Raw genomic sequence first — 21,063 nt, forward strand, 5'->3', positions numbered from 1 at the left:
CCGGTGGCGGTTCGTGGGCCACCGGGCGCGCATGGCCCGTACCGCGCGGGCGGGGTGGGCCGCGGTCCGGTCAGCCGTCGAACGATGCCGCGTTCTTTGCCGACACCAGGACCACCGGGACCTTCACCGAGGCCGGCAGCTTCTCACCGCGGGCGGCCTTGAGCGCCCAGTCCACCGCCTTCTTGCCGAGCAGTTTGGGCTGCTGGGCGACGGTCGCGGTCAGCGTGCCCTTGCGCACCGCCGTCACGCCGTCGGGGGTGCCGTCGAACGCGACGACCTTGACGTCCTTGCCGGAGCGGGCCCCGAGCGCCTTGGACGCGCCGAGCGCCATCTCGTCGTTGGCCGCGAAGACCCCGCCGATGTCGCGGTGGGCCTGGAGCATGTTCGCCATCACGTCCATGCCCTTGGTCCGGTCGAAGTCGGCGGGCTGGCGGGCGACGACCTGGATGCCGGGGTACTTCTTGATGCCCTCCTCGAAGCCCTGGCCGCGCTCGCGGGCCGCGGACGTCCCGGGCTGGCCCTCCAGGAACGCCACCTTGCCCTTACCGTGCAGCGATTCGGCGAGCGTCTTCGCGGCGAGGCGGCCGCCCGCGACGTTGTCGGAGGCGATCGTCGAGCCGACCTTGCCGCCGTTGACACCGCGGTCGATGGAGATGACCGGGACATCCGCCCGGTTGGCGACGCCGACCGCCGGTACCGCCGCGTCCGAGTCGACCGGGTTGATGACGGCGGCTTTGACGTCCTGGCTGGTGAATGTCTCCATCTGGTTGATCTGCTGGGTGGGGTCGTTCTGCGCGTCGGTGATGTTGATGTGCAGGCCCCGGGCGTCCGCCTCCGCCTGGGCGCCTTCCTTGACGCCGACGAAGAACGGGTTGTTGAGCGTGGAGAGCGCGAGCCCCAGATCGGTGTCGCCACCGCGGTCGCAACCCGCCAGCCCCAGCGTCAGCCCGGCTGCCGCGGCGAGCGCCGCGCACCGCACGCCCCACCGGCGGCCCGCGCCGGACCGTCCCGTACGGGGCCGTGTCCCGCGGCCCGCGTCCGCCGCGTGCCGGGCGTTCACCGGGTGCTCCGGCGGCGCAGCGTGTCCAGGAGGACGGCGACGGCGATGACCAGACCGGTGGCGACCTGCTGCCAGAACGCCGAGACGCTCAGCAGGTTGAGGCCGTTGCGGAGCACCGCGAGGATCAGGGCGCCGATGAGGGTGCCGGACGCCTTGCCGGAGCCGCCGGAGAGGCTGGCACCGCCGATGACGACGGCGGCGATGGCGTCGAGTTCGTACCCGGAGGCCGCCTGCGGCTGCGCGGAGGTGAGGCGGGCGGCCAGCACGATACCGGCGACCGCCGCGAACAGGCCGGAGAGCGCGTAGATCACGAGCTTGCGGCGCTTGACGTGGATGCCGGAGAGACGGGCCGCCTCCTCGTTGCCGCCGATCGCGAACATCGCCCGGCCCGTGTACGTACGGGCGAGGACCACCGCGGCGATCAGACCCATCGCGATCATCACGAGGACGGGGACCGGCAGCCAGCCGCCGAGGGTGTCGCCGAGCGCACTGACCGAGGAGGGGAACGGAATGGGAGTACCGCCGGAGACGACCAGCGCCAGGCCACGGCCGACCGACAGCATCGCCAGCGTCGCGATGAACGCGGGCAGCCTGCCGTACGCCACGAGCGCGCCGGAGACGAGCCCCGCGGCCACACCGACCGCCAGTCCGAGGAGGACCGCGCACCACACCGGCAGTCCCTCGGTGGTCGCCGCCCAGGCGACGACGGTGGCGGACAGCGCGGCGACCGAGCCGACGGAGAGATCGATGCCCGCGGAGACGATGACGAAGGTGACGCCGAAGGCGAGGATCGCGGTGACGGACGCCTGGACGCCGACGTTGAGGAGGTTCTGGCCGTTGAGGAAGTCCTTCGACAGCACGGCCATCACCACGACGAGCGCGATCAGACCGCCCAGCGGGCCGTTCTTCAGGACCGCCCGGGTGAACCATCCGCCGAGCGCGGCGCCGCGACCCGTGTCCAGGGCCGGAGGGGTCTCCTCCGGGGTCTTCAGCAACTCAGTCATCGGAGCCCTCCATCGCGCTCTGACCAGGGGTTTTCATGGGGTTCTGCGGGGTGGCGGACGGGTCGGGCCCGGCCGCCGCGGCCGCCTCGGTGGGCGTCTTGGTGGGCGTCTCGGTGGCCGCTTCGGTGGGGCCGTCGGCCGTCGGCTCCGTCGCCTCGGCGGGGGTTCCGCTGCCGGTGGTCGGGGCCTGGACGGCCAGTTCCATGACCGCGTCCTGGGTGGCCGCTCCGGCCGGGAGTTCACCGGCGATCCGGCCCTGGGCCATGACCAGCACCCGGTCGCTCATGCCGAGCACCTCGGGCAGATCGCTGGAGATCATCAGGACCGCGCAGCCGGCCGCGGTCAGCTCGTTGATCAGCTGGTAGATCTCGACCTTGGCGCCGACGTCGATACCGCGCGTCGGCTCGTCGAGGATGAGCAGCCGGGTCTCGGTCAGCAGCCACTTGCCGATCACGATCTTCTGCTGGTTGCCGCCGGAGAGGGTGCGGGCGCTCTGGCCCAGGCCGCTCATCCGGACCTTCAGCTGCGCGGCGACCGCGGCCGCCTCCCGCCGCTGACCGCGCCGGTCGACCAGCCCGCCGCGGGTGTCCCGGTCCAGCCGGGCCAGCACCAGGTTGTCCTGCAACGAGGCGTCCAGGACCAGTCCCTGGCCCTTGCGGTCCTCCGGCACCAGGCCGAGCCCGGCGCGCATCGCCGCCCGTACGTCACCGGGGGCCAGCGCCTTGCCGTCGACCTCGACGGTCCCGGCGTCGTAGCGGTCCACGCCGAAGAGCGCCCGCGCGACCTCCGTACGGCCCGCGCCGACGAGCCCGGCGAGGCCGACGACCTCGCCCGCCCGCACCTCGAAGTCGATGCCCTCGAAGACGGGACGGGCCGGTGCGCCCTTGCTGCCTCGCGCTCCGTGCCTGGTCAGACCGCGTACGCGCAGCAGCGGCGCGCCCGGCGAGTCGGGCCGTTGGCGCGGGTACTGCTCGGAGATGTCGCGGCCGACCATCAGCCGGATCAGCTCGTCCTCGTCGGTGGTGGCCGGGACCTCGGCGACCGAGCGGCCGTCGCGCAGGACGGTGACGCGGTCGCCGAGGGCGCCGATCTCGTCCAGGTGGTGGGTGATGAAGATGACGCCCACACCGTCCGCGCGCAGCTCCCGCACGATGCCGAAGAGGGTCTCGACCTCCTCGGAGGTGAGGACCGCGGTCGGCTCGTCCATGATCAGGACGCGGGCGTCGAGGCTGAGCGCCTTGGCGATCTCCACCATCTGGAGCCGGGCGATGCCCAGTTCGGCGACCGGGGTGGACGGGGAGATGTCCAGGCGGACCCGGCGCAGCAGTTCGGCGGCGCGCGCCCGCATGGTCTTCCGGTCGACGAGTCCGAGCGCGGTGCGCGGCTGCCGCCCCAGGAAGATGTTCTCGGCGACGGTCAGCCCGGGGACGAGGTTGAACTCCTGGTAGATGGTGGCGATCCCGATCCGTTCCGCGTCCTGGGCGGAGCGGATGTGCACCTCGTGGAGTCCGTCGGCGCTGCCGTCCGCGCCTCCGGCGGCGAGGATGCGTCCCTGGTCGGGGCGGTGGGCACCGGAGAGCATCTTGATCAGGGTGCTCTTGCCCGCACCGTTCTCGCCGAGCAGGACGTGCACCTCGCCGGAGCGCAGACTCAGGTCCACGCCGTCCAGCGCGCGCACGCCGGGGAACGACTTCGTCACCCCCTCGACGCGCAGCAGTTCGCGGCCGCCCGGTACGTCGTCTTTGACGCCGGTCATGCGCTGCCCTCTCTTCCTCGGGTGTGGTGCTCGGGTTTCTCGTGCTCGGGTGGTGGGGGTGGGATACGGGTGGACGGATGGCGCGCCGGGGGCGCCGGGTCCGGGTGGTGCCTCCGGGGTTCCGCCGGGCGCCCGCCCGGCGTCTGCCCGGAACGGCGCCCGGGGACGCGGCGGGTGGCCGGAACGCTCCGATCCGCCGACCGCCGCCCGGACGGTCAGCCCGGAAGGGTGCGGGGTGGTCGGCTCATACGGCATCGGCGGGGCTGGGCACGGGCACCCGGCTCCCGGTCGGTTCACCGCACGAGTGGCGGGTCACCAGGCGCGCCGGGAGCAGCACCGATTCGGCCTCCCGGCCCTCGATACGGGCGAGCAGCGTGTGCACCGCGGCCCGTCCCAACTCGCGGGTGGGCTGGGCGATGGCGGTCAGCGGCGGGGCGGCGTGGCGGAACCACGGGACCTCGTCGTAGACCACCAGCGCCATGTCCTCGGGGATGCGCAGCCCCCGTGCGCGCAGTTCGTCCATCGCGCCGAGCGCCATGAGGTTGTCGGTGGCCAGCACCGCGTCCGGCGGCTCGGGAAGGTCGAGGAAGGCACGCATCACGGCGCGGCCACCGGTGGGCTGGAGGTCCGGGGTGGCGCCGACGCAGGCATCGGGGAGGGCGATGCCGTGTGCGGCGAGCGCGGTACGGAACAGCCGCAGCCGCTCGTCGCCGGTGGGCGTTCCGGCCGGTGCCACGATGATCGCGGGGCGGCGTCGTCCGAGGGCGGCGAGGTGTGCGGCGAGGTCGGTGAGGGCCTCCCGGCCGTCGGCGCGGACGCACGGGGCGTCGATGCCGGGCACGATCCGGTCGAGCAGCACCAGCGGGGTGCCGGAGGTGACGACCTCGCCGAGCATCGCGGAACCGGTGCCCGCCGAGCTGACCAGCAGCCCGTCGATCTGCCGGTCGAGGAGGGTGCGGATGTAGTCGTCCTGCTGCTCGGGGCGTTCACCGGCGTTGCCGATGACCAGGCTGTAGCCGAGGCTGCGGGCCTCGTCCTCGACGGCGTCGGCCAGCTCGGTGAAGAACGGGTTGGTGAGGTCGCCGATGATCAGCCCGAGCGTGCCGGTCCGCGCGGTGCGCAGGGCCCGGGCGACGTTGTTGGGGCGGTACCCCAGCTCCCGCACGGCGGCGAGCACCCGCTCCCGGGTCTCGGCCACGGGACTGTTCCCGTTGAGCACCCGTGACACGGTGGCGACCGAGACCCCAGCCCGTTCCGCCACGTCCTTGATGTTCGCCATGGCGCCGTTGCCATCCTCTGCGTGCGATCGACGTGTAATCGATTTCTTGGGGGATACGAAATCGATTACATAAGGACTTCGTCAAGACGGTTGCGGCGTGGCCTGCATCACGTGAGGGCGGACACTTCAGGCGGCGCGGGAGCCTCCGGGGGCCGGGCGAGGGCGGCGGAGTGCACCGGCGAGAGGCGGACTCGGAAGGGGCCGACGGGGCGGTCGCGCGGCTGGGTGATCACCGGGATCACCGGGATCACCGGGATCACCGGGCTTCGACACCGGGACTGACGGGGCGGGGAGCGGGTCCGGGCTTTGCACTGCGGCCGCATACGAAGACTCGTGCGCCAGTGACGGGAGGTCAGGACGGTTGCCAGAGCGGCTGGTTGAGTTCCCTCCATCAACTCCCGTCCGACGCAAGGCCACTGACGCCACGTCGCTCCACCCGGAAACCTGAAGGCCACCCCCGTACGGATACGGAAGCGGCCTTCAGACTTGGCTGCTGCCCTGCTGTCCCGCTGCCTTGCCGTCCTACTGCTCGGCGGCGTCGGCGAGTTGCGGGTGCGGGGACCGCGCGGCGGCGGTACGGGTCAGGCGACCGTCAGGGTGACCTCGATGTTGCCGCGGGTGGCGTTCGAGTACGGGCAGACCTGGTGGGCCTTCTCGATGAGGTCCTTGGCGGTGGCGGCGTCGACGTTCGGGATCGAGGCGGAGATCTCGACCTTGAGGCCGAAGCCGCCGGACGGGGTCTTGCCGATGCCGACATGGGCAGTGACACGGGAGCCCGAGACGTCGGCGTTCTCCCGGCGGGCGACGACGCTGAGCGCACCCTGGAAGCAGGCGCTGTAGCCCGCGGCGAACAGCTGCTCCGGGTTGGTGCCCGCGCCGCTGCCGCCCTGCTCCTTGGGCGGGTTGACGATGACGTCGAGCTTGCCGTCGTCGCTGGAGACGCGGCCGTCGCGGCCGTTCTCGGCGGTGGCGACGGCGGTGTAGACGACCTCGACCGGCTGGATGGACATGTGGATCCTCCTGTGGTTCGCCGCGACTCGCGCCCACGATCGCGACGGCTTGCCCCGAGCCTAACGGTCCCCCCGTAGGGATGGCGTGACGAGCCGGTAAAGCCGAGGCCGACCGGCGGTGTCGACCGCTCCCCGCCGGACCGGCCCACGACCGGCCGGTCACCGGCATGCCGACCGCCGCAACCGCAGGCCGGGGGCCGTACGCCGCCCGCCGCTCTCGCAGGCCCGGGCCCGTACGCCGACCATTGCGGCACACGGGCCCGGGCAGCGCCCACGAAGGGAGCCGGAGCCGGTCGGACGACGGCGACCCCGGGCCAGTCGCCCCCGGACCAGGCGGCCCCAAACCGGTCACCCCCAGGTCAGTCGGCCAGGGTCACGATCATCTTGCCGGTGTTCTCGCCGCGGAGGAGGCCGAGGAACGCCTCGGCGCCGTTCTCGATGCCGACGACCTCGGTCTCGCGGTACTTCAGCTCGCCGGACCGGATCCAGGCGGAGACCTCCTCGACGAACTGCGGCTGCAGCGCGCTGTGGTCGGCTACCAGCAGGCCCTGGAGGCGGAGCCGCTTGCCGATGACCAGCGCGAGGTTGCGCGGGGCGGGGGTGGGCTCGGTGGCGTTGTACATCGAGATCATGCCGCAGATCGCCGCCCGGCCATGGACGTTGAAGGAGCTGATGGCCGCTTCGAGGTGGTCGCCGCCGACATTGTCGAAGTAGACGTCGATGCCGTCGGGGGCGGCCTTCTTGAGCTGCTCGGAGACCGGGCCGTTCTTGTAGTTGAACGCCGCGTCGAAGCCGTACTCCTCCACGAGGAGCTTGACCTTCTCGTCGGAACCGGCCGAGCCGATCACCCGGGACGCGCCCTTGAGCTTGGCGATCTGGCCGACCTGGCTCCCCACCGCACCGGCCGCACCGGAGACGAAGACCGCGTCCCCCTCCTTGAAGGAGGCCACCTCCAGCAGGCCCGCGTAGGCGGTCAGCCCGGGCATGCCCAGCACGCCGAGGTAGGCACTCAGCGGGGCCAGCGCGGGGTCGATCTTGGCGGCGTGCTCGGCGTCGAGCACGGCGTACTCCCGCCAGCCGCGGCCGTGCAGCACATGGTCACCGACGGCCACGTCGTTGGAGCGCGAGGCGATGACCTCGCCGACCGCGCCGCCGTCCATGGGGTGGTCCAGCCGGAACGGGGGGACGTAGGACTTCACGTCGTTCATCCGGCCGCGCATGTACGGGTCGACGGAGAAATGCCGGGTGCGGACGAGGATCTGGCCCTCGCCGACCTCGGGCACCGCTGCCTCGCGCAGGGCGAAGTCGTCCGGCGTGGGCCAGCCGTGCGGGCGGGCGACGAGGTGCCATTCACGGCCGGTCGTGGGCAGTGCGGACATGACGCGATCCTTCCTGATGCTTCAGTAACTGAAACAACCATGCCTCTGAATATTTCATGCTGTCAAGCAATTGGGTATCCTGGCGGTATGACTCCGCGCGCAGACCACCTGACCGTCGAGGTCGTCGATCTCATCGGCACCGTCGTCGCCCGTTACCACGAGGAGTACGAGCACGCGGCGTCGCAGCACTCCCTCACCGGCGCGCAGGCGCGGGTGCTCGGCCTGCTGTCCGCCGAGCCGCTCCCCATGCGGCGGATAGCGCAGCGCCTGAAGTGCGAGCCGTCCAACATCACCGGCATCGTCGACCGGCTGGAGTCCCGCGGGCTGGTCGAGCGGCGGCCCGACCCCGCCGACCGCCGGGTGAAGCTGGCCGCGCCGACGGACGAGGGCAGACGCACCGCCGAGGCGCTGCGCGGGTCGCTGCACTTCGCGCGCGAGCCGCTGAGCCGTCTGACGGTCACCGAGCGCACGCTGCTCAAGGAGCTGCTCCAGCGGATGCTCGGCACCGCCCCGGAGTGAGCGCCCCACGGCGCCGGTCCCGCCCCGGCCGGGTGGCGTCGCCCGGTGGCCCGCCGCCACGGGCGGAAAGCGGCCCGGGCGCCGCACCGCGCCGCGGCATAGCCTGAGCCCATGACCGAGATCACCGCCCCGGAAGACCGCACCCCGCAGCCCGGGGGCGACCGCCACACCGTCGACTTCTACTTCGACCCCATCTGCCCGTTCGCCTGGATCTCCTCCCGGTGGATCCTGGAGGTCGAGCGCCACCGCGACCTGGACCTGCGGTTCCGGGTCATGAGCCTGTCCGTGCTGAACGAGGGGCGCGAGGACCTGCCGGAGAAGTACCGGGAACTGCTGGACGCGGGCTGGGGCCCGGTGCGGGTCTGTATCGCCGCGGCGGCCGGGCACGGCGAGGAGGTGCTGCGCGATCTGTACACCGCGCTCGGCACCCGGCTGCACAACGAGGCCCGCGAGGACACCGAGAACGTCATCCGGGAGGCGCTGGCCGAGGTGGGTCTGCCCGCCGCGCTGGCCGGTGCGGCCGAGACCGACCGCTACGACGAGCTGCTGCGCCGCAGCCACCACGAGGGCATGGACCCGGTCGGCGAGGACGTCGGTACGCCGACGATCCACATCGACGGGGTCGCGTTCTTCGGGCCGGTCCTGATGTCGATCCCGCGCGGCGAGGACGCGGTACGGGTCTTCGACGGCGCCCGGCTGCTCGCGGGGTACGACCGCTTCTTCGAGCTGAAGCGGACCCGCACCGGGGAGTTCGACTTCAGCTGACGGCCCCGGGCGGGCGGGGGGGGGGGGGGGGGGGGGCCGCCCCCGCCCCCCCGCCCCGTCACGTCCCGGGCCCGTCCGTGCAGCGCAGCAGCTCGTGCTGCTGCGGCGGATGGCCGACCACCAGCCCGGGCTCGTCGAGGCGGCGCTGCGCGAGCTGGGGGTGGACCGCGCCCGGCAGCGCGAGGCGAACAAGCGGTGGCAGGCCCGGCTGCACGCGCCCGGGGCCCGCGCCGGGACCCGGCCCTACCGGGCGCTGCTCGGGACGCCGGAGACCGTCACCACCCGGCGGATCGGCGATCTGACCTGCGAGGCGCTGCGCTGGCCGGTGCCGCTCTGGCCCGAGCTGCGGTTCGAGGTGCTGACCGCCCCGGGCGGCGCCGTCTGGAACGCCTGGCTGGTCCGCGCGCCCGGCGCCCCCGCCCCGCGGCTGCGCACCGCCGACGACCTCACCCCCTGGTCCTGCACCGTCGACGAGGCCGCCCGCGCCTTCGCCCCGGCCCGCCCCCTGGAGGGCGACGCCCCGAACCGCTGGAACCTGCGCGCCACCGTCCCCGAACCGGCGGGCGAACTCCGCCCCGCGGTCCTGGAGTTCACCTGGGGCCTCTTCCAGCGCCGGTTGAGCTGACGCCGCCGCGGGGCCCGTTCCGGCGGGCGCCGGTACGTCCCCCGACCGGCCCTCCCCAACGCGCAGACGGCGGACGGCCGCCACAGGATGGCCGGGAGTGCTCCTTACGACGCTCCGTCCGTACCGGCCCACAGGGGAGGAATCTTCCATGACCATCAGCCTCGCCCAGCTGCGCCGTTGCTCGGTCGCCGTCGACATCGGGGCGTCCCGCACCCGTGTCTACCTCAAGAACCAGGGGCTGATCGTCGACGAGCCGACGGTGGCCGCCGTGAACGTCCGTACCGGCGCGCTGCTCGCCGTCGGCAGCGACGCCGCGGTGATGGACGGCCGTACGCCGGAGTACATCCGGGTCGTCCGGCCGGTCGCCAACGGCACGGTGGTCGACATCGACATGGCCCAGCGGCTGCTGCGCCATCTCGTCGGCAACAAGCTGCGCCGGACCTGGCGGCGGCGCCCCACGATGCGCGCCGCGGTCTGCCAGCCGTTCGGCAGCGAACCGCTGGCGCAGCGCGCCGCGGTGGAGACGCTGAGCGGGCTGGGGGCGCGGCGCGTGGAGCTGGTCGACACACTGGTGGCCGCGGCGGTCGGCTGCGGGCTGCCGGTCGAGCAGCCCGAGGCGACCATGATCGTGGTGTGCGGGGCGGGCACCACACAGATCGCGGTGCTCTCCCTGGGGTCGATCGTGGCGGCGGAGACCGTGGCCGTGGGCGGCAACGCCATCGACCACGCCGTCGTCCAGCATCTGCGCCAGCACCACGAGGTGCACCTGGCCAGCCGCGCGGTCCGGCCGCTGCATCTGATGCTCTCCAGCACCGGCGGCCTCGCCTCCGGGCCGACCGAGGTGCACGGCCGCGACGTCGTCAGCGGGACGACCCGGTGCGTGCAGGTGGACACCGACCGGGTCCGGCACGCCATCGCGACGCCGCTGACGGCGATCCTGGACGGCATCGGGGCGGTGCTGCGCCGCTGCCCGCCCGACCTCGTCGCCGACCTCGGCGAACGCGGCATCATGCTGGCCGGTGGCAGCGCGCTGATCCCGGGCCTGGAGTCGATGATCCGGGAGGCGACCACGGTGCCGGTACACATCGCCGACCGGCCCGACACCTGCGCCGTCCAGGGGCTCGGCGCCATGATCGAGGGCAAGGTCGAGCCGATGCACCTCGACCCGATGGCCCCCTGACCCCGCGCCCGGCCGTACGTGCCGGGGCTACCGGGCGTTCCAGGCCACCACGGCGGGCCGGTCGTGCTCGGTGCCGAGGACGCCGACGGCGCCGGTCCCGAACGTGAACAGCGCCCCCGCGGACGGCGGCAGCCCGAGCCGCCGGGCGGTGAGCACCCGCAGGAAATGCGCGTGCGCGACGAGCGCGACGTCCCCGTCGCCCCGCTCCAGCAGCGGCAGCACCCGCGTCAGCACCGCGTCCGCGCGCGCCCCGACCTCCTCGGGGGACTCCCCGGGATGCCCGTCGGGCCCCGGAACGGCGCCGTCGGTGAAGAGGAACCAGTCCGGCCGCTCCCGCTGGATGTCCGGCGTGGAGACGCCCTCGTAGCCGCCGTAGTCCCATTCGCGCAGACCGTCGTCGGTCCGCGCGCCGTCCAGTCCGGCCAGCTCCGCGGTGCGCCGGGCCCGCGCCATCGGACTGACGCGGACGGCGGCGATCCGCCGCCGGGCGAGGAGCGGCCGCAGGGCGCGGGCCTGCTCCTCGCCCTCGGCGGTGAGCGGCAGATCCGTCCAGCTGGTGTGCCGGCCGTCCCTGCTCCACTCGGTCTCGCCGTGCCGGATCAGCAGCAGCTCGCTCACTTCTCCTGCGCCTGCTCGGCCTGCTGCGCCTCGGCGACGGAGGCACGGACCTCGTCCATGTCCAGACCGCGGGCCTGACCGATGACGTCCTCCAGGGCGGCCTCCGGCAGCGCGCCGGGCTGGGCGAACACGGCGATGTTGTCGCGGACGATCATCAGCGTGGGGATCGACTGGATCTGGAACGCCTGGGCCAGCTCGGGCTGCGCCTCGGTGTCGACCTTGGCGAAGACCAGGTCGTCGTGCTTGTCGGAGGACCGCTCGAAGACCGGGCCGAACTGCTTGCACGGGCCGCACCACTCGGCCCAGAAGTCGATGAGGACGAAGTCGTTGCCGGAGACGATCTCGTCGAAGTTGTCCTTGGTCAGCTCTACGGTGCTCATGCGGGCTCCCTGCTTGCGGCTCTGTACCTGAATGTCCGGTCCGTATCCAGCTGCGGCAACGAGATCACCCCGCACCGTATTCCGCACGTCGGACCGTCCCGCTCCCCTGCCCAGGGCACGGCGTCCTAGACATCCCGGCCCCACCCTGTTGACGTGGCGCGCAGCACACCCGGCGGGCGCCCTCCGGGCGGGACGGGAAGCCTCGCGAACGGGACCGTTGTCCGGCACCGAGCCGCCCGCGAACGACGGGCCCGGGCGCGGGGGCGTGGCCGCCTCCGGACGCGGGGATGTCACCGGAAACACCCTTCGTCCCGCGGGAGGACGCACATGGCACCCGTCTCCCAGCCCGAATTCCGACTCGGCGGGGTCAACCACCTCGCACTCGTCTGCTCCGACATGCGGCGCACCGTGGACTTCTACTCCGGAGTCCTCGGCATGCCGCTGCTCAAGACCATCGAACTGCCCGACGGCAGGGGACAGCACTTCTTCTTCGACTGCGGAGGCGGGGACAGCGTCGCCTTCTTCTGGTTCCCGGACGCCCCCGACCCGGCGCCCGGCGTCTCCGCCCCGGTCCACCTGCCCGGCGAGGGCGAGATCGTCAGCGCGGTCGGCTCGATGAACCATGTGGCCTTCCACGTACCGCCGGAGCACTTCGACGCCTACCACTCCCGGCTCGCCGCCAAGGGCGTACGGGTCAGCGCGGTGCTCAACCACGACGACAGCCCCACGGGCGTCGCACCCGCCCTGCACGACGGCGTGTTCGTCCGCTCCTTCTACTTTCAGGACCCGGACGGCATCCTGCTCGAATTCGCCTGCTGGCTCCGCCGCCCCGCGGGCGAACCGGAGAACGTCACCCACACCCCGCACACCGCCCGGCACTGAGGGCGGGACCACGGGAAGGCGGGCGACGAAGATCGCTCAGGGCGGCTTGAGGCATCCGTGGGACGCGAAGGATCACGGCGCTCCCGGTGTCACCGCGTCCACCGGATCTTGATCCACACGAGTGAGCGCGGGCCGCCACTACGGAGTGGCGGCCCGCGCTCTTACGTTTCCGCAGGTAGGAACGGTGTGACGTCCCTGCCGCGCGGTGGGGCGGGTGGGGCTCGAACCCACGACCGACGGATTATGAGTCCGCTGCTCTGACCGGCTGAGCTACCGCCCCCACACGGCGCGCCGCGCACATTTGTGCGCGCCGTCTGCCGCAGCATAGCCGCTCATACGATCTGTTGCCCGTGTGGGCTGCCGTCCGGCGACTGTGCACGGTCAACAGGACTTCACCCATGGGGCTTTCGGTTCCCCGCATACGGAAAAGGACCCCTTTCGGGGTCCTCTTCGGTGTTGCTCCCCCGACTGGACTCGAACCAGTAACCCTCCGGTTAACAGCCGAATGCTCTGCCAATTGAGCTACAGGGGATCGCGCTCCCCCGACTGGACTCGAACCAGTAACCTGCCGGTTAACAGCCGGCTGCTCTGCCAATTGAGCTACAGGGGAATGCTGCGTGTGCCTCGAATGCTTCGTCGACCGGAACTCCGGACGGCGTGCGCTCGCTGCGACACATACATTAGCGCAAGCAGGGGGGTGCTCCGCCAATCGGTATCGCCAGAGGTGATCACCGGCCCCGCAGGGCAGGCGCGCGGCACAGCCCACAGGTCCGGTGCACCGGCACCGGACGCGACCGGACGCCATCGGCGGGCGGCGCCGCGGGAGCCCTCCCCGGCGATCGCGCCGCCGACGACAGGAAAGGGTGGAGCGATGCGCTACCGGCTCACGTTCATCGCGGGACTGGCCGTCGGATATGTGCTCGGCACGCGGGCCGGACGGGAGCGGTACGAGCAGCTGCGCAAGGCGGCCCGGCAGGTCGCGGAGAACCCCGCGGTCCGCAACACCGCCGAAAGCGCCGCGCTGGGCGGTCGGCAGGCGGCGACCAGGGCGTTCGACAAGGTCTCGGCCAAGGTCGGGGACCGGATGCCGCAGGCGGTCACCGACCGGGTCAGGTCGCTGCGGGAGCAGCGCGACACCGACCCGGACGACTGGGGTACGAGCAACACCTGACGGCGCGCGCATTTTCCCCGTGGCGGCCGTCGTAAACCCTGCGGCGTCCCGGGCCCGCCGGATGGGGCATCATCTGGAGCCATGGGGAAAGTCGCCGGGTTGGACAGTTCTTCCGAGTGCACACGGATCGTGGTCTGCGATACCGATACCGGTGCCGTCATCAGGCGGGGGTACGCGCCGCACCCCGCCGAGAAGGGGCCCGAGGTCGACCCTCAGGCGTGGCTGATGTCACTGGGTGAGGCCGCCGGGAACGGCCTGCTCGAAGGCGTCCAGGCGATCGGGGTCTCGGCGCAGCAGCACGGGCTGGTCCCGCTGGACGCCGAGGGCGGGCTCGTCCGCCCGGCGCTGGTGGGCAACGACAAGCGGGCGCAGAGCGCCGCGGCCGATCTGGCGGACTCGCTCGGCGGCCGGGCGGCGTGGGCGCAGGCCGTCGGGGCGGTGCCGCAGGCGGCGCACCCGGTGACGAAGCTGCGCTGGCTGGCGCGGAACGAACCGGCGAACGCCGCCCGGATCACCGAGGTCATGCAGCCGCACGACTGGCTGGCCTGGCAGTTGCTGGGCCGCCCGGCGCGGCGGACGACGGACCGGGGCGGCGCCTCCACGACCGGATTCTGGTCGGCCGCCGCCGAGGCGTACCGGCCGGACCTGATCGAGCTGGCGCTCGGGCACCAGGTGCGGCTGCCGGAGGTGCTGCGCCCCTGGGGGACCGCGGGCTTCACCCCGGAGGGGCTGCTGATCTCCGCCGGTACGGGCGAGACGATGGCGGCGGCGTTCGGGCTCGGCGTGGGCGTCGGCGACGCGGTGATCTCGCTGGGCGCGTCCGGTTCGGTCTTCAGCATCCACCACGAGGCGCTGGTCGACGCCGAGGGCACCATCACCTCGTTCGCCGACGCGACCGGCCGTCATCTGCCGGTGGTGCACACCAGCAACGCGGTACGGGTGCTGCGCGGCACCGCCGAGATGCTCGGGACGGACCTGGAGGGGCTGTCGGAGCTGGCGTTGCAGTCGACGCCCGGTGCGTACGGCATGGTGCTGCTGCCGTATCTGGAGGGTGAGCGGACGCCGCATCTGCCGCACACCGCGGGGTCGTTGCACGGGATGCGGCGGGAGAGCATGAAGCCGGAGCATCTGGCGCGCGCCGCGTTCGAGGGGATGCTCTGCGGGCTCGCGGACGCGCTGGACGTGCTGCGCGGGCGGGGTGTGACGGTGAGCCGGGTGTTCCTGCTGGGCGCGGCGGCGGAGCTGACCGCGGTGCAGGCGGTGGCACCGGCGCTCTTCGGGGTGCAGGTCGTGGTCCCGCAGCCGGCCGAGTACGCGGCGCTGGGTGCGGCGCGGCAGGCGGCGTGGGCGCTGGGCGCGGCGCACGGCACGCTGCCCGTCGCCGAGCCGGGCGGTCCCGCGGAGCCGCCCGCGTGGCCCGCGGCGGCGAGCCAGGTCTTCGAGCCGGGCGAGGAGCTGCCGGTGGGTCAGGCGGTGCGCCAGCAGTACGCGGCGGTGCGGGACGAGACGTACCCGGGGGCGTTCGCCGCCGCGGCGCCCGCGGAGGCGTTCGTACCGGAGGGGTGAGGCGTCAGTCGAGGTAGCCGCGGAGCTGGTCGGCGTAGGCGTGGTCGCGGAGTTTGCCGAGGGTCTTGGACTCGATCTGGCGTATGCGTTCGCGGGTGACGCCGAAGAGGCGGCCGATCTCCTCCAGGGTGCGGGGGCGGCCGTCGGCGAGTCCGTAGCGGAGTTGGACGACGCGGCGTTCGCGTTCGCCGAGGGTGGACAGGACGGCGTCGAGGTGTTCGCGGAGCAGGAGGAAGGCGGCGGACTCGGCGGGTGAGGGGGCGTCGCCGTCCTCGATGAGGTCGCCGAAGGAGACGTCGTCCTCCTCGCCCACGGGGGCGTGCAGCGAGACCGGTTCCTGGGCGAGGCGCAGCACCTCGGCGACGCGTTCGGTGGTCAGGCCCAGTTGGGCGGCGATCTCGTCGTGGGACGGTTCGTGGCCGGTCTCCTGGAGGATGCGGCGCTGGGTGCGGACCACGCGGTTGATCAGCTCGACGACGTGTACCGGGACGCGGATGGTGCGCGCCTGGTCGGCGAGGGCGCGGGACATCGCCTGGCGGATCCACCAGGTGGCGTAGGTGGAGAACTTGAAGCCGCGGGCATAGTCGAACTTCTCGACGGCGCGGATCAGGCCGAGATTGCCCTCCTGGACGAGGTCGAGCATGGTCAGGCCACGGCCGAGGTAGCGCTTGGCGACGGAGACGACGAGGCGGAGGTTGGCCTCGATCAGACGGCGTTTGGCCATCCGGCCGCGGACCACCAACGTGTCGAGTTCACCGGCGAGTTGGGAGTCGAGGTCCGGGGTACGGGCCAGCTTCTCCTCGGCGAAGAGTCCGGCCTCGACGCGGCGGGCGAGGTCGACCTCGTCGGCGGCGGTGAGCAGCGGGATGCGGCCGATCTCGCGGAGGTACTGACGGAAGAGGTCGGCGGAGGGGCCCGCGGTCTCGGGGCGCAGCGGGGCGCCGGGGGCGTCCTCCGGCTCGTCCTCGGGGGCGGCCGCCTCCGGGTCGTTTGGGGGGCGCCCGGTGTCGGGTGGGGTGGTGCGGGCGGGGCCGGTGGGCTGGACGGGGACGCGGAACGTGCCGGGGGCCGGGCGGGGGCTGTCGCGGGCGGGGGCCTCCTCCCCCTGCGGCAGGGTCGTCCCGGTCGCTGCCTGCGGGGCGCCGGACGCCCCGGGGAGGATCTGGCTCTGCACGGGGGCGACCTCCAGGGGATGCGCTGCGCGGGCGGCGGGGTCCGGGAGCGGCGGCGGGCCGGCCGTCGTACCGCGAGGGGCCGCGGGCGGGAAGCGGGTGCGCGGGAGCGGATGGGGCGCGGCGAGCTCGCGCACCGCTTCTCAGTGTGGAGTACGACACAGGGCTGCCACGAGGGGCGTGCGAGCACTTTCTGAGTTCGTTCCGTTACCGTCCGGCTACGCCGGGGCGTCGGGCGGAGCGCGGCGGCCGGGTGTGCGGGGTGCCGGAGGTTCCTGGGGCCCCCGGGGCGGCCCCGGGGGCGGGAACGGGTCACCCGGGCAGGGCGGACGGGCGGGGAACGAGGTGCCGGTGCCGCGCCGGGGGCTCTTCCGGGGCGCGGGCCCTCCGCCCGTCTACAGCGCCGCGTATCCCCGGTCGCGCAGGGACTGGCCGTACTGCTGGAGGACCCAGAGTTCGTTCTGGACGGCGGCGAGGTGCTCCGGGTCGGCGCGGGGGCCGAGGCGTTGGAGGGTGCCGCGGATCTCGGTGACGCGCTGATTGACCGCGGCGAGGCGGACGGCGACGAGCTGGACACCGGCGTATGCCTCGTCCGGGTCGCGGCGGATGTGCAGCGGCTCGACGATCAGCTCGGTGACCAGGGCGCGGACGGTGTCGTCGGGGGCGGCCTCGCGGACCCGCTGGACATAGCCGTCGTCGTGCGCGGCGGCGCCCCCGGCGTCCTCGATGCAGCGGCGGACGACGGCGTACGGCGGGGCGGTGAACTCGTCGATGCCGTAGGCGTCGAAGGCCGGGGAGACCAGGTCGGGGCGTTGGAGGGCGAGCTTGAGGAGTTCGCGCTCGACGCGGTGGGCGGGGCTGCGGAGGTTGAGCGCGGGGCCGCGCAGGCCGGGGGCGGGTGCCTCGGGCGCCGGGGTCTGGCCGCGGGGGGCCCGGCGGGGCTGGTCGCCGCCGTCGCGGCCACGCTCGCGGGCCCAGCGGGCGAGCTGGGCGACGCGGCGGACGACGAACTGGGTGTCGAGGATGCCGAGCAGTCCGGCCAACTGGACGGCCACCTCGTGCTGGGCGCCGCTGTTCTTGATCCGGGCCACGACGGGCGCCGCCTCGTCGAGCGCGGCGGCGCGGCCCGCGGGGGTCTCCAGGGCGTAGCGGCTCACGATCTGGCGGAGGGCGAACTCGAAGAGCGGGGTGCGGGGTTCGACGAGGTCGGCGACGGCGGCGTCGCCCTTGGCGAGGCGCAGCTCACAGGGGTCCATGCCGTCGGGGGCGATGGCGATGTAGGTCTCGGCGGCGAACTTCTGGTCGTCCTCGAAGGCGCGCAGGGCGGCCTTCTGGCCCGCCGCGTCGCCGTCGAAGGTGAAGATCACCCGGGCCGAGCCGTTGTCCATCAGGAGCCTGCGGAGGATCTTGATGTGGCCCTCGCCGAAGGCGGTGCCGGAGGTGGCGATGGCGGTGGTGATACCGGCGAGATGGCAGGCCATGACGTCGGTGTAGCCCTCGACGACGACCGCGCGGGAGGTCTTGGCGATCTCCTTCTTGGCCAGGTCGATGCCGTACAGCACCTGGCCCTTCTTGTAGATCGGGGTCTCGGGGGTGTTGAGGTACTTGGGGCCGTTGTCGTCGTCGCGGAGCTTGCGGGCGCCGAAGCCGACGACCTCGCCGGAGATGTCGCGGATCGGCCACATCAGACGGCCGCGGAAGCGGTCGATGGGGCCGCGGCGGCCGTCCTGGGAGAGTCCGGAGAGGATCAGCTCCTTGTCGGTGAAGCCGCGGCCGCGCAGGAAGCGGGTGAGGTGGTCCCATCCGGCGGGGCTGTAGCCGACGCCGAAGTGCTGGGCGGCGGCCTGGTCGAAGCCGCGCTCGGCGAGGAAGCGGCGGCCGATCTCGGCCTCCGGCGAGTCCAGCTGCTCGATGTAGTAGGCGGCGGCGGCCTTGTGGGCCTCGACCAGGCGGGTGCGCTCGCCCTGCTGACGGCCGGGGGCGTAGCCGCCCTCCTCGTAGCGCAGGGTGATGCCCGCTTGAGCTGCGAGGCGCTCGATGGTCTCGGCGAAGGAGAGGTGGTCGATCTTCATGACGAAGTCGACGGTGTCCCCGCCCTCCTGGCAGCCGAAGCAGTGGTAGAGCCCCTTGGCCGTACTGACGTGGAAGGACGGGGACTTCTCGTCGTGGAACGGGCACAGGCCCTTGAGGTTGCCGCCTCCGGCGTTGCGGAGCTGGAGATATTCGGACACGACGGCGTCGATCGGGACCGCGTCCCGCACCGCCTTCACGTCGTCATCGTTGATCCTGCCTGCCACGCATGAATTCTACGGCCGGGCGCCGACAGTCCCGTCCGGGCGGCCGGGTCAGGTGGCGTCGGGGGCGTCGCGCATGATCTCCAGGAAGCGGTCGAGGGCGATGTTGCCGCCCGAGACGACGACGCCGACGCGGGGCGGGAGCGCCTCGATCCGGCCGCTGAGCAGGGCGGCGAGGGCGCAGGCGCCGCTGGGCTCGGTGACGATCTTGAGGCGCTCGAAGGCGAACCGCATCGCGGCGCGGATCTCGTCGTCCGTGACGAGCGCGACGGAGTCGAGGAGCCGCCGGTTGATCGCGAAGGTCAGCTCACCGGGCGCCTCGACGGCCTGGCCGTCGGCGAGGGTGCGCGGTACGGGGATCGTGACGCGCTCCCCGGCGGCCAGCGAGCGCGCGGTGTCGTCGCCCGCCTCCGGCTCCACGCCGATCATGCGGATGCCGGGGACGAGGGCGGTGGCGGCGGTGGCGCAGCCCGCCATCAGGCCGCCCCCGCCGACCGGTGTGAGCAGCGCGCCGAGCGGCCCGCTCTCCTCGATCAGCTCCAGGGCGGTGGTGCCCTGGCCCGCGATGACGTCGGGGTGGTCGTAGGGCGGGACGAGGGCCAGTCCGCGCTCCTCGGCGAGGGCGCGGCCCAGGGCGGTGCGGTCGCCGGTGTAGCGGTCGTAGGTGACGATCTCGGCGCCGTAGCCCGCGGTGGCCTCGCGCTTGGAGCGCGGGGCGTCCTCGGGCATGAGGATGACGGCGGTGGTGCCCAGCTCGCGGGCGGCGAGGGCGACGGCCTGGGCGTGGTTGCCGGAGGAGTAGGCGGCGACGCCGCGGCGGCGCTGCTCGGGGGTGAGGCGGGCGACGGCGTTGTAGGCGCCGCGGAACTTGAACGCGCCGATCCGCTGGAAGGACTCGCACTTGAGGTGGACCTCGGCGCCCACCAGCGCGTCCAGGGTACGCGAGCGCAGCACCGGGGTGCGGTGGGCGACGCCCGCCAGCCGGGCCGCGGCCTCCCGGACGGAGTCGAGGGTGACGGCCGCGGGGCCGGCGGGCGGGGTGGGGCCGCTGGGGCCCGTGGGGTGTGCGCTCATGGCGGCACGCTACGGGAGAAGGCTCTCCAGCGGGACCTCGGGATCGGCCAGGGCGGTGGCGTCCAACGGATGGCCGGAGCGGATGAGTTGCTGGATCGGCGCGGTGACGTCCCAGACGTTGACGTTCATCCCGGCGAGCAGCCGCCCCTCGCGCAGCCAGAACGCGATGAACTCGCGCTTGGCGACGTCACCGCGGCAGACGACCTGGTCGTACGAGCCGGGCGGGGCGTAGCCGGAGTACTCCATGCCGACGTCGTACTGGTCGGAGAAGAAGTACGGGACGCGGTCGTAGGTGACCTCCTGGCCGAGCATGGCGCGGGCCGCGGCGGGGCCGCCGTTGAGGGCGTTGGCCCAGTGCTCGACGCGGATACGGGTGCCGAGGGCCGGGTGGTCGGCGGCGGCGACGTCGCCCGCGGCGTAGATGTGCGGGTCGGAGGTGCGCAGCGTCGCGTCGACGGCGATGCCGCCGCCGTCGTAGCGGTCGACGAGGGCCAGTCCGGCCTGTTCGGCGAGGGAGGCGCGGGGGGCGGCGCCGATGGCGGCGAGGACGGCGTGGGCGGGGTGCTCCTCGCCGTCGTCGGTGCGGACGGCGAGGACCATGCCGTCCTGGCCGACGATCTCGGTGAGGCGGGCGCCGAAGTGGAAGCGGACGCCGTGCTCGCGGTGCAGATCGCCGAAGAGGTCGCCCAGTTCGGGGCCGAGGGCGGCGTGCAGCGGCGTCGGCGCGGTCTCCACGACGGTCACCTCGGCGCCGTACGAGCGGGCCGCGGCGGCGACTTCGAGGCCGATCCAACCGGCTCCGGCGATGACGAGGTGGCCGTTGTCGCGGCCCAGGGAGGCGAGGACGCCGCGCAGCCGCTCGGCGTGGGCGAGGCGGCGCAGGTGGTGGACACCGGCGAGTCCGGTGCCGGGGACGTCGAGGCGGCGCGGTTCGGCGCCGGTGGCCAGCAGCAGCTTGTCGTAGACGATGAGGGTGCCGTCGCCCAGCCGTACGGTGCGGGCCTCCGGGTCCAGGCGGACGGCGGGCTGGCCGAGGTGGAGTTCGATGTCGGCGCCCGCGTACCAGGCGGGTTCGTGGACGAAGACGCTGTCGCGCTCCTCCTTGCCGAGCAGGTATCCCTTGGACAGCGGCGGGCGTTCGTACGGGTGGTCGCGCTCGTCGCAGATGAGGATCACCCGTCCGGTGAAGCCCTCCGCGCGGAGGGTCTCGGCGGCTTTCGCGCCGGCCAGGCCACCCCCGACGATGACGAACGTCCGGTGTGCTTCGACCACTTGCTTCCTCCTCGTTGTCGGTGCCGTACGTCCGCTTCCGCGGCCGTGCACGTCGCC

General features: G+C 73.1%; 17 protein-coding genes, 3 tRNA genes and 1 pseudogene. 7 read left to right on the forward strand and 14 right to left on the reverse strand.

The annotated features are described in order from the left end of the window. Positions 1–70: 70 nt before the first annotated feature. The 5 genes and pseudogenes from IF23_RS35520 to IF23_RS0123485 form a co-directional block, all read right to left on the reverse strand. A pseudogene (locus IF23_RS35520) lies at positions 71–2,064 on the reverse strand (ABC transporter permease/substrate-binding protein). After that, positions 2,057–3,820, reverse strand: a complete 1,764-nt coding sequence (locus IF23_RS0123465; protein WP_030286824.1) for a sugar ABC transporter ATP-binding protein — start codon at positions 3,818–3,820, stop codon at positions 2,057–2,059. Before IF23_RS0123465 ends, IF23_RS35520 begins: the two are co-directional and overlap by 8 nt. Positions 3,821–4,064: 244 nt before the next feature. Further along, positions 4,065–5,099, reverse strand: a complete 1,035-nt coding sequence (locus IF23_RS0123470; protein WP_030286825.1) for a LacI family DNA-binding transcriptional regulator — start codon at positions 5,097–5,099, stop codon at positions 4,065–4,067. Positions 5,100–5,680: 581 nt separating this feature from the next. Then, complete coding sequence (locus tag IF23_RS0123480) at positions 5,681–6,109, reverse strand: organic hydroperoxide resistance protein (RefSeq protein WP_030286827.1); 429 nt, start codon at positions 6,107–6,109, stop codon at positions 5,681–5,683. Positions 6,110–6,468: 359 nt separating this feature from the next. Then, the gene (locus IF23_RS0123485) at positions 6,469–7,488 is read right to left on the reverse strand and encodes an NADP-dependent oxidoreductase (protein WP_030286829.1); all 1,020 of its coding nucleotides are present in this window, start codon (positions 7,486–7,488) and stop codon (positions 6,469–6,471) included. Between the two features lie 87 nt (positions 7,489–7,575). On the opposite strand from IF23_RS0123485, the gene IF23_RS0123490 reads away from it, so the two are divergent. The 4 genes from IF23_RS0123490 to IF23_RS0123505 all read left to right on the forward strand — a co-directional run bounded on the left by IF23_RS0123490 (position 7,576) and on the right by IF23_RS0123505 (position 10,577). Beyond that, positions 7,576–8,007: a MarR family winged helix-turn-helix transcriptional regulator gene (locus IF23_RS0123490; protein ID WP_030286831.1), complete on the forward strand. Its 432-nt coding sequence runs from the start codon at positions 7,576–7,578 to the stop codon at positions 8,005–8,007. A 111-nt stretch (positions 8,008–8,118) separates the two neighbouring features. Then, complete coding sequence (locus IF23_RS0123495) at positions 8,119–8,772, forward strand: mycothiol-dependent nitroreductase Rv2466c family protein (RefSeq protein WP_051739835.1); 654 nt, start codon at positions 8,119–8,121, stop codon at positions 8,770–8,772. Between the two features lie 109 nt (positions 8,773–8,881). After that, positions 8,882–9,397, forward strand: a complete 516-nt coding sequence (locus tag IF23_RS0123500) for a hypothetical protein (protein ID WP_425423876.1) — start codon at positions 8,882–8,884, stop codon at positions 9,395–9,397. A gap of 148 nt (positions 9,398–9,545) precedes the next feature. Further along, positions 9,546–10,577: a rod shape-determining protein gene (locus IF23_RS0123505; protein ID WP_030286837.1), complete on the forward strand. Its 1,032-nt coding sequence runs from the start codon at positions 9,546–9,548 to the stop codon at positions 10,575–10,577. A 27-nt stretch (positions 10,578–10,604) separates the two neighbouring features. Here IF23_RS0123505 and IF23_RS0123510 read toward each other — a convergent pair whose 3' ends face one another. Continuing rightward, positions 10,605–11,195, reverse strand: coding sequence for a histidine phosphatase family protein (locus IF23_RS0123510; RefSeq protein WP_030286839.1), 591 nt, complete (start codon positions 11,193–11,195; stop codon positions 10,605–10,607). Further along, positions 11,192–11,575 (reverse strand): thioredoxin, encoded by a 384-nt coding sequence (gene trxA, locus IF23_RS0123515; protein WP_030286841.1) that lies wholly within the window; start codon positions 11,573–11,575, stop codon positions 11,192–11,194. Before trxA ends, IF23_RS0123510 begins: the two co-directional genes overlap by 4 nt. Positions 11,576–11,902: 327 nt before the next feature. Here trxA and IF23_RS0123520 point away from each other — a divergent pair, with 327 nt between their 5' ends. After that, complete coding sequence (locus tag IF23_RS0123520; protein ID WP_030286844.1) at positions 11,903–12,457, forward strand: VOC family protein; 555 nt, start codon at positions 11,903–11,905, stop codon at positions 12,455–12,457. 206 nt (positions 12,458–12,663) lie between these two features. On the opposite strand, the gene IF23_RS0123525 is transcribed toward IF23_RS0123520, so the two are convergent. The 3 genes from IF23_RS0123525 to IF23_RS0123535 all read right to left on the reverse strand — a co-directional run bounded on the left by IF23_RS0123525 (position 12,664) and on the right by IF23_RS0123535 (position 13,067). Then, positions 12,664–12,737: transfer RNA gene (locus IF23_RS0123525), tRNA-Ile, on the reverse strand. 179 nt (positions 12,738–12,916) lie between these two features. Continuing rightward, positions 12,917–12,989, reverse strand: a tRNA-Asn gene (locus IF23_RS0123530). Between the two features lie 5 nt (positions 12,990–12,994). Then, positions 12,995–13,067 (reverse strand) — tRNA-Asn (locus tag IF23_RS0123535). A gap of 261 nt (positions 13,068–13,328) precedes the next feature. On the opposite strand from IF23_RS0123535, the gene IF23_RS0123540 reads away from it, so the two are divergent. Both IF23_RS0123540 and IF23_RS0123545 read left to right on the forward strand, forming a co-directional pair. Then, positions 13,329–13,628 (forward strand): hypothetical protein, encoded by a 300-nt coding sequence (locus tag IF23_RS0123540; RefSeq protein WP_030286845.1) that lies wholly within the window; start codon positions 13,329–13,331, stop codon positions 13,626–13,628. An 81-nt stretch (positions 13,629–13,709) separates the two neighbouring features. Further along, positions 13,710–15,194 carry an FGGY family carbohydrate kinase gene (locus tag IF23_RS0123545; protein WP_030286847.1) on the forward strand — a complete coding sequence of 495 codons (1,485 nt, stop codon included), beginning with the start codon at positions 13,710–13,712 and terminating at the stop codon, positions 15,192–15,194. A gap of 4 nt (positions 15,195–15,198) precedes the next feature. On the opposite strand, the gene IF23_RS0123550 is transcribed toward IF23_RS0123545, so the two are convergent. The 4 genes from IF23_RS0123550 to IF23_RS0123565 all read right to left on the reverse strand — a co-directional run bounded on the left by IF23_RS0123550 (position 15,199) and on the right by IF23_RS0123565 (position 21,006). After that, entirely contained in the window at positions 15,199–16,368 is a 1,170-nt protein-coding gene (locus IF23_RS0123550) for an RNA polymerase sigma factor (protein ID WP_425423877.1), read from the reverse strand. Positions 16,369–16,761: 393 nt separating this feature from the next. Beyond that, on the reverse strand, positions 16,762–18,663 hold the full coding sequence (gene dnaG / locus IF23_RS0123555; RefSeq protein ID WP_030286851.1) for a DNA primase: 1,902 nt from the start codon (positions 18,661–18,663) through the stop codon (positions 16,762–16,764). Between the two features lie 48 nt (positions 18,664–18,711). Then, positions 18,712–19,734: a pyridoxal-phosphate dependent enzyme gene (locus IF23_RS0123560; protein ID WP_030286853.1), complete on the reverse strand. Its 1,023-nt coding sequence runs from the start codon at positions 19,732–19,734 to the stop codon at positions 18,712–18,714. Between the two features lie 9 nt (positions 19,735–19,743). Beyond that, the gene (locus IF23_RS0123565) at positions 19,744–21,006 is read right to left on the reverse strand and encodes an NAD(P)/FAD-dependent oxidoreductase (RefSeq protein WP_030286855.1); all 1,263 of its coding nucleotides are present in this window, start codon (positions 21,004–21,006) and stop codon (positions 19,744–19,746) included. Between the last annotated feature and the right edge of the window lie 57 nt (positions 21,007–21,063).

Origin of the sequence: Streptomyces catenulae (assembly GCF_000718015.1) — a bacterium.
In the GTDB taxonomy this organism is placed as follows: domain Bacteria; phylum Actinomycetota; class Actinomycetes; order Streptomycetales; family Streptomycetaceae; genus Streptomyces; species Streptomyces catenulae.

Bases quoted from the DNA above. Each gene is read 5' to 3' on its own strand.
- IF23_RS0123465 (WP_030286824.1), bottom strand. From the start codon at position 3,820: ATGACCGGCGTCAAAGACGACGTACCGGGCGGCCGCGAACTGCTGCGC.
- IF23_RS0123470 (WP_030286825.1), bottom strand. From the start codon at position 5,099: ATGGCGAACATCAAGGACGTGGCGGAACGGGCTGGGGTCTCGGTCGCC.
- IF23_RS0123480 (WP_030286827.1), bottom strand. From the start codon at position 6,109: ATGTCCATCCAGCCGGTCGAGGTCGTCTACACCGCCGTCGCCACCGCC.
- IF23_RS0123485 (WP_030286829.1), bottom strand. From the start codon at position 7,488: ATGTCCGCACTGCCCACGACCGGCCGTGAATGGCACCTCGTCGCCCGC.
- IF23_RS0123490 (WP_030286831.1), top strand. From the start codon at position 7,576: ATGACTCCGCGCGCAGACCACCTGACCGTCGAGGTCGTCGATCTCATC.
- IF23_RS0123495 (WP_051739835.1), top strand. From the start codon at position 8,119: ATGACCGAGATCACCGCCCCGGAAGACCGCACCCCGCAGCCCGGGGGC.
- IF23_RS0123500 (WP_425423876.1), top strand. From the start codon at position 8,882: ATGGCCGACCACCAGCCCGGGCTCGTCGAGGCGGCGCTGCGCGAGCTG.
- IF23_RS0123505 (WP_030286837.1), top strand. From the start codon at position 9,546: ATGACCATCAGCCTCGCCCAGCTGCGCCGTTGCTCGGTCGCCGTCGAC.
- trxA (WP_030286841.1), bottom strand. From the start codon at position 11,575: ATGAGCACCGTAGAGCTGACCAAGGACAACTTCGACGAGATCGTCTCC.
- IF23_RS0123520 (WP_030286844.1), top strand. From the start codon at position 11,903: ATGGCACCCGTCTCCCAGCCCGAATTCCGACTCGGCGGGGTCAACCAC.
- IF23_RS0123540 (WP_030286845.1), top strand. From the start codon at position 13,329: ATGCGCTACCGGCTCACGTTCATCGCGGGACTGGCCGTCGGATATGTG.
- IF23_RS0123545 (WP_030286847.1), top strand. From the start codon at position 13,710: ATGGGGAAAGTCGCCGGGTTGGACAGTTCTTCCGAGTGCACACGGATC.
- IF23_RS0123560 (WP_030286853.1), bottom strand. From the start codon at position 19,734: ATGAGCGCACACCCCACGGGCCCCAGCGGCCCCACCCCGCCCGCCGGC.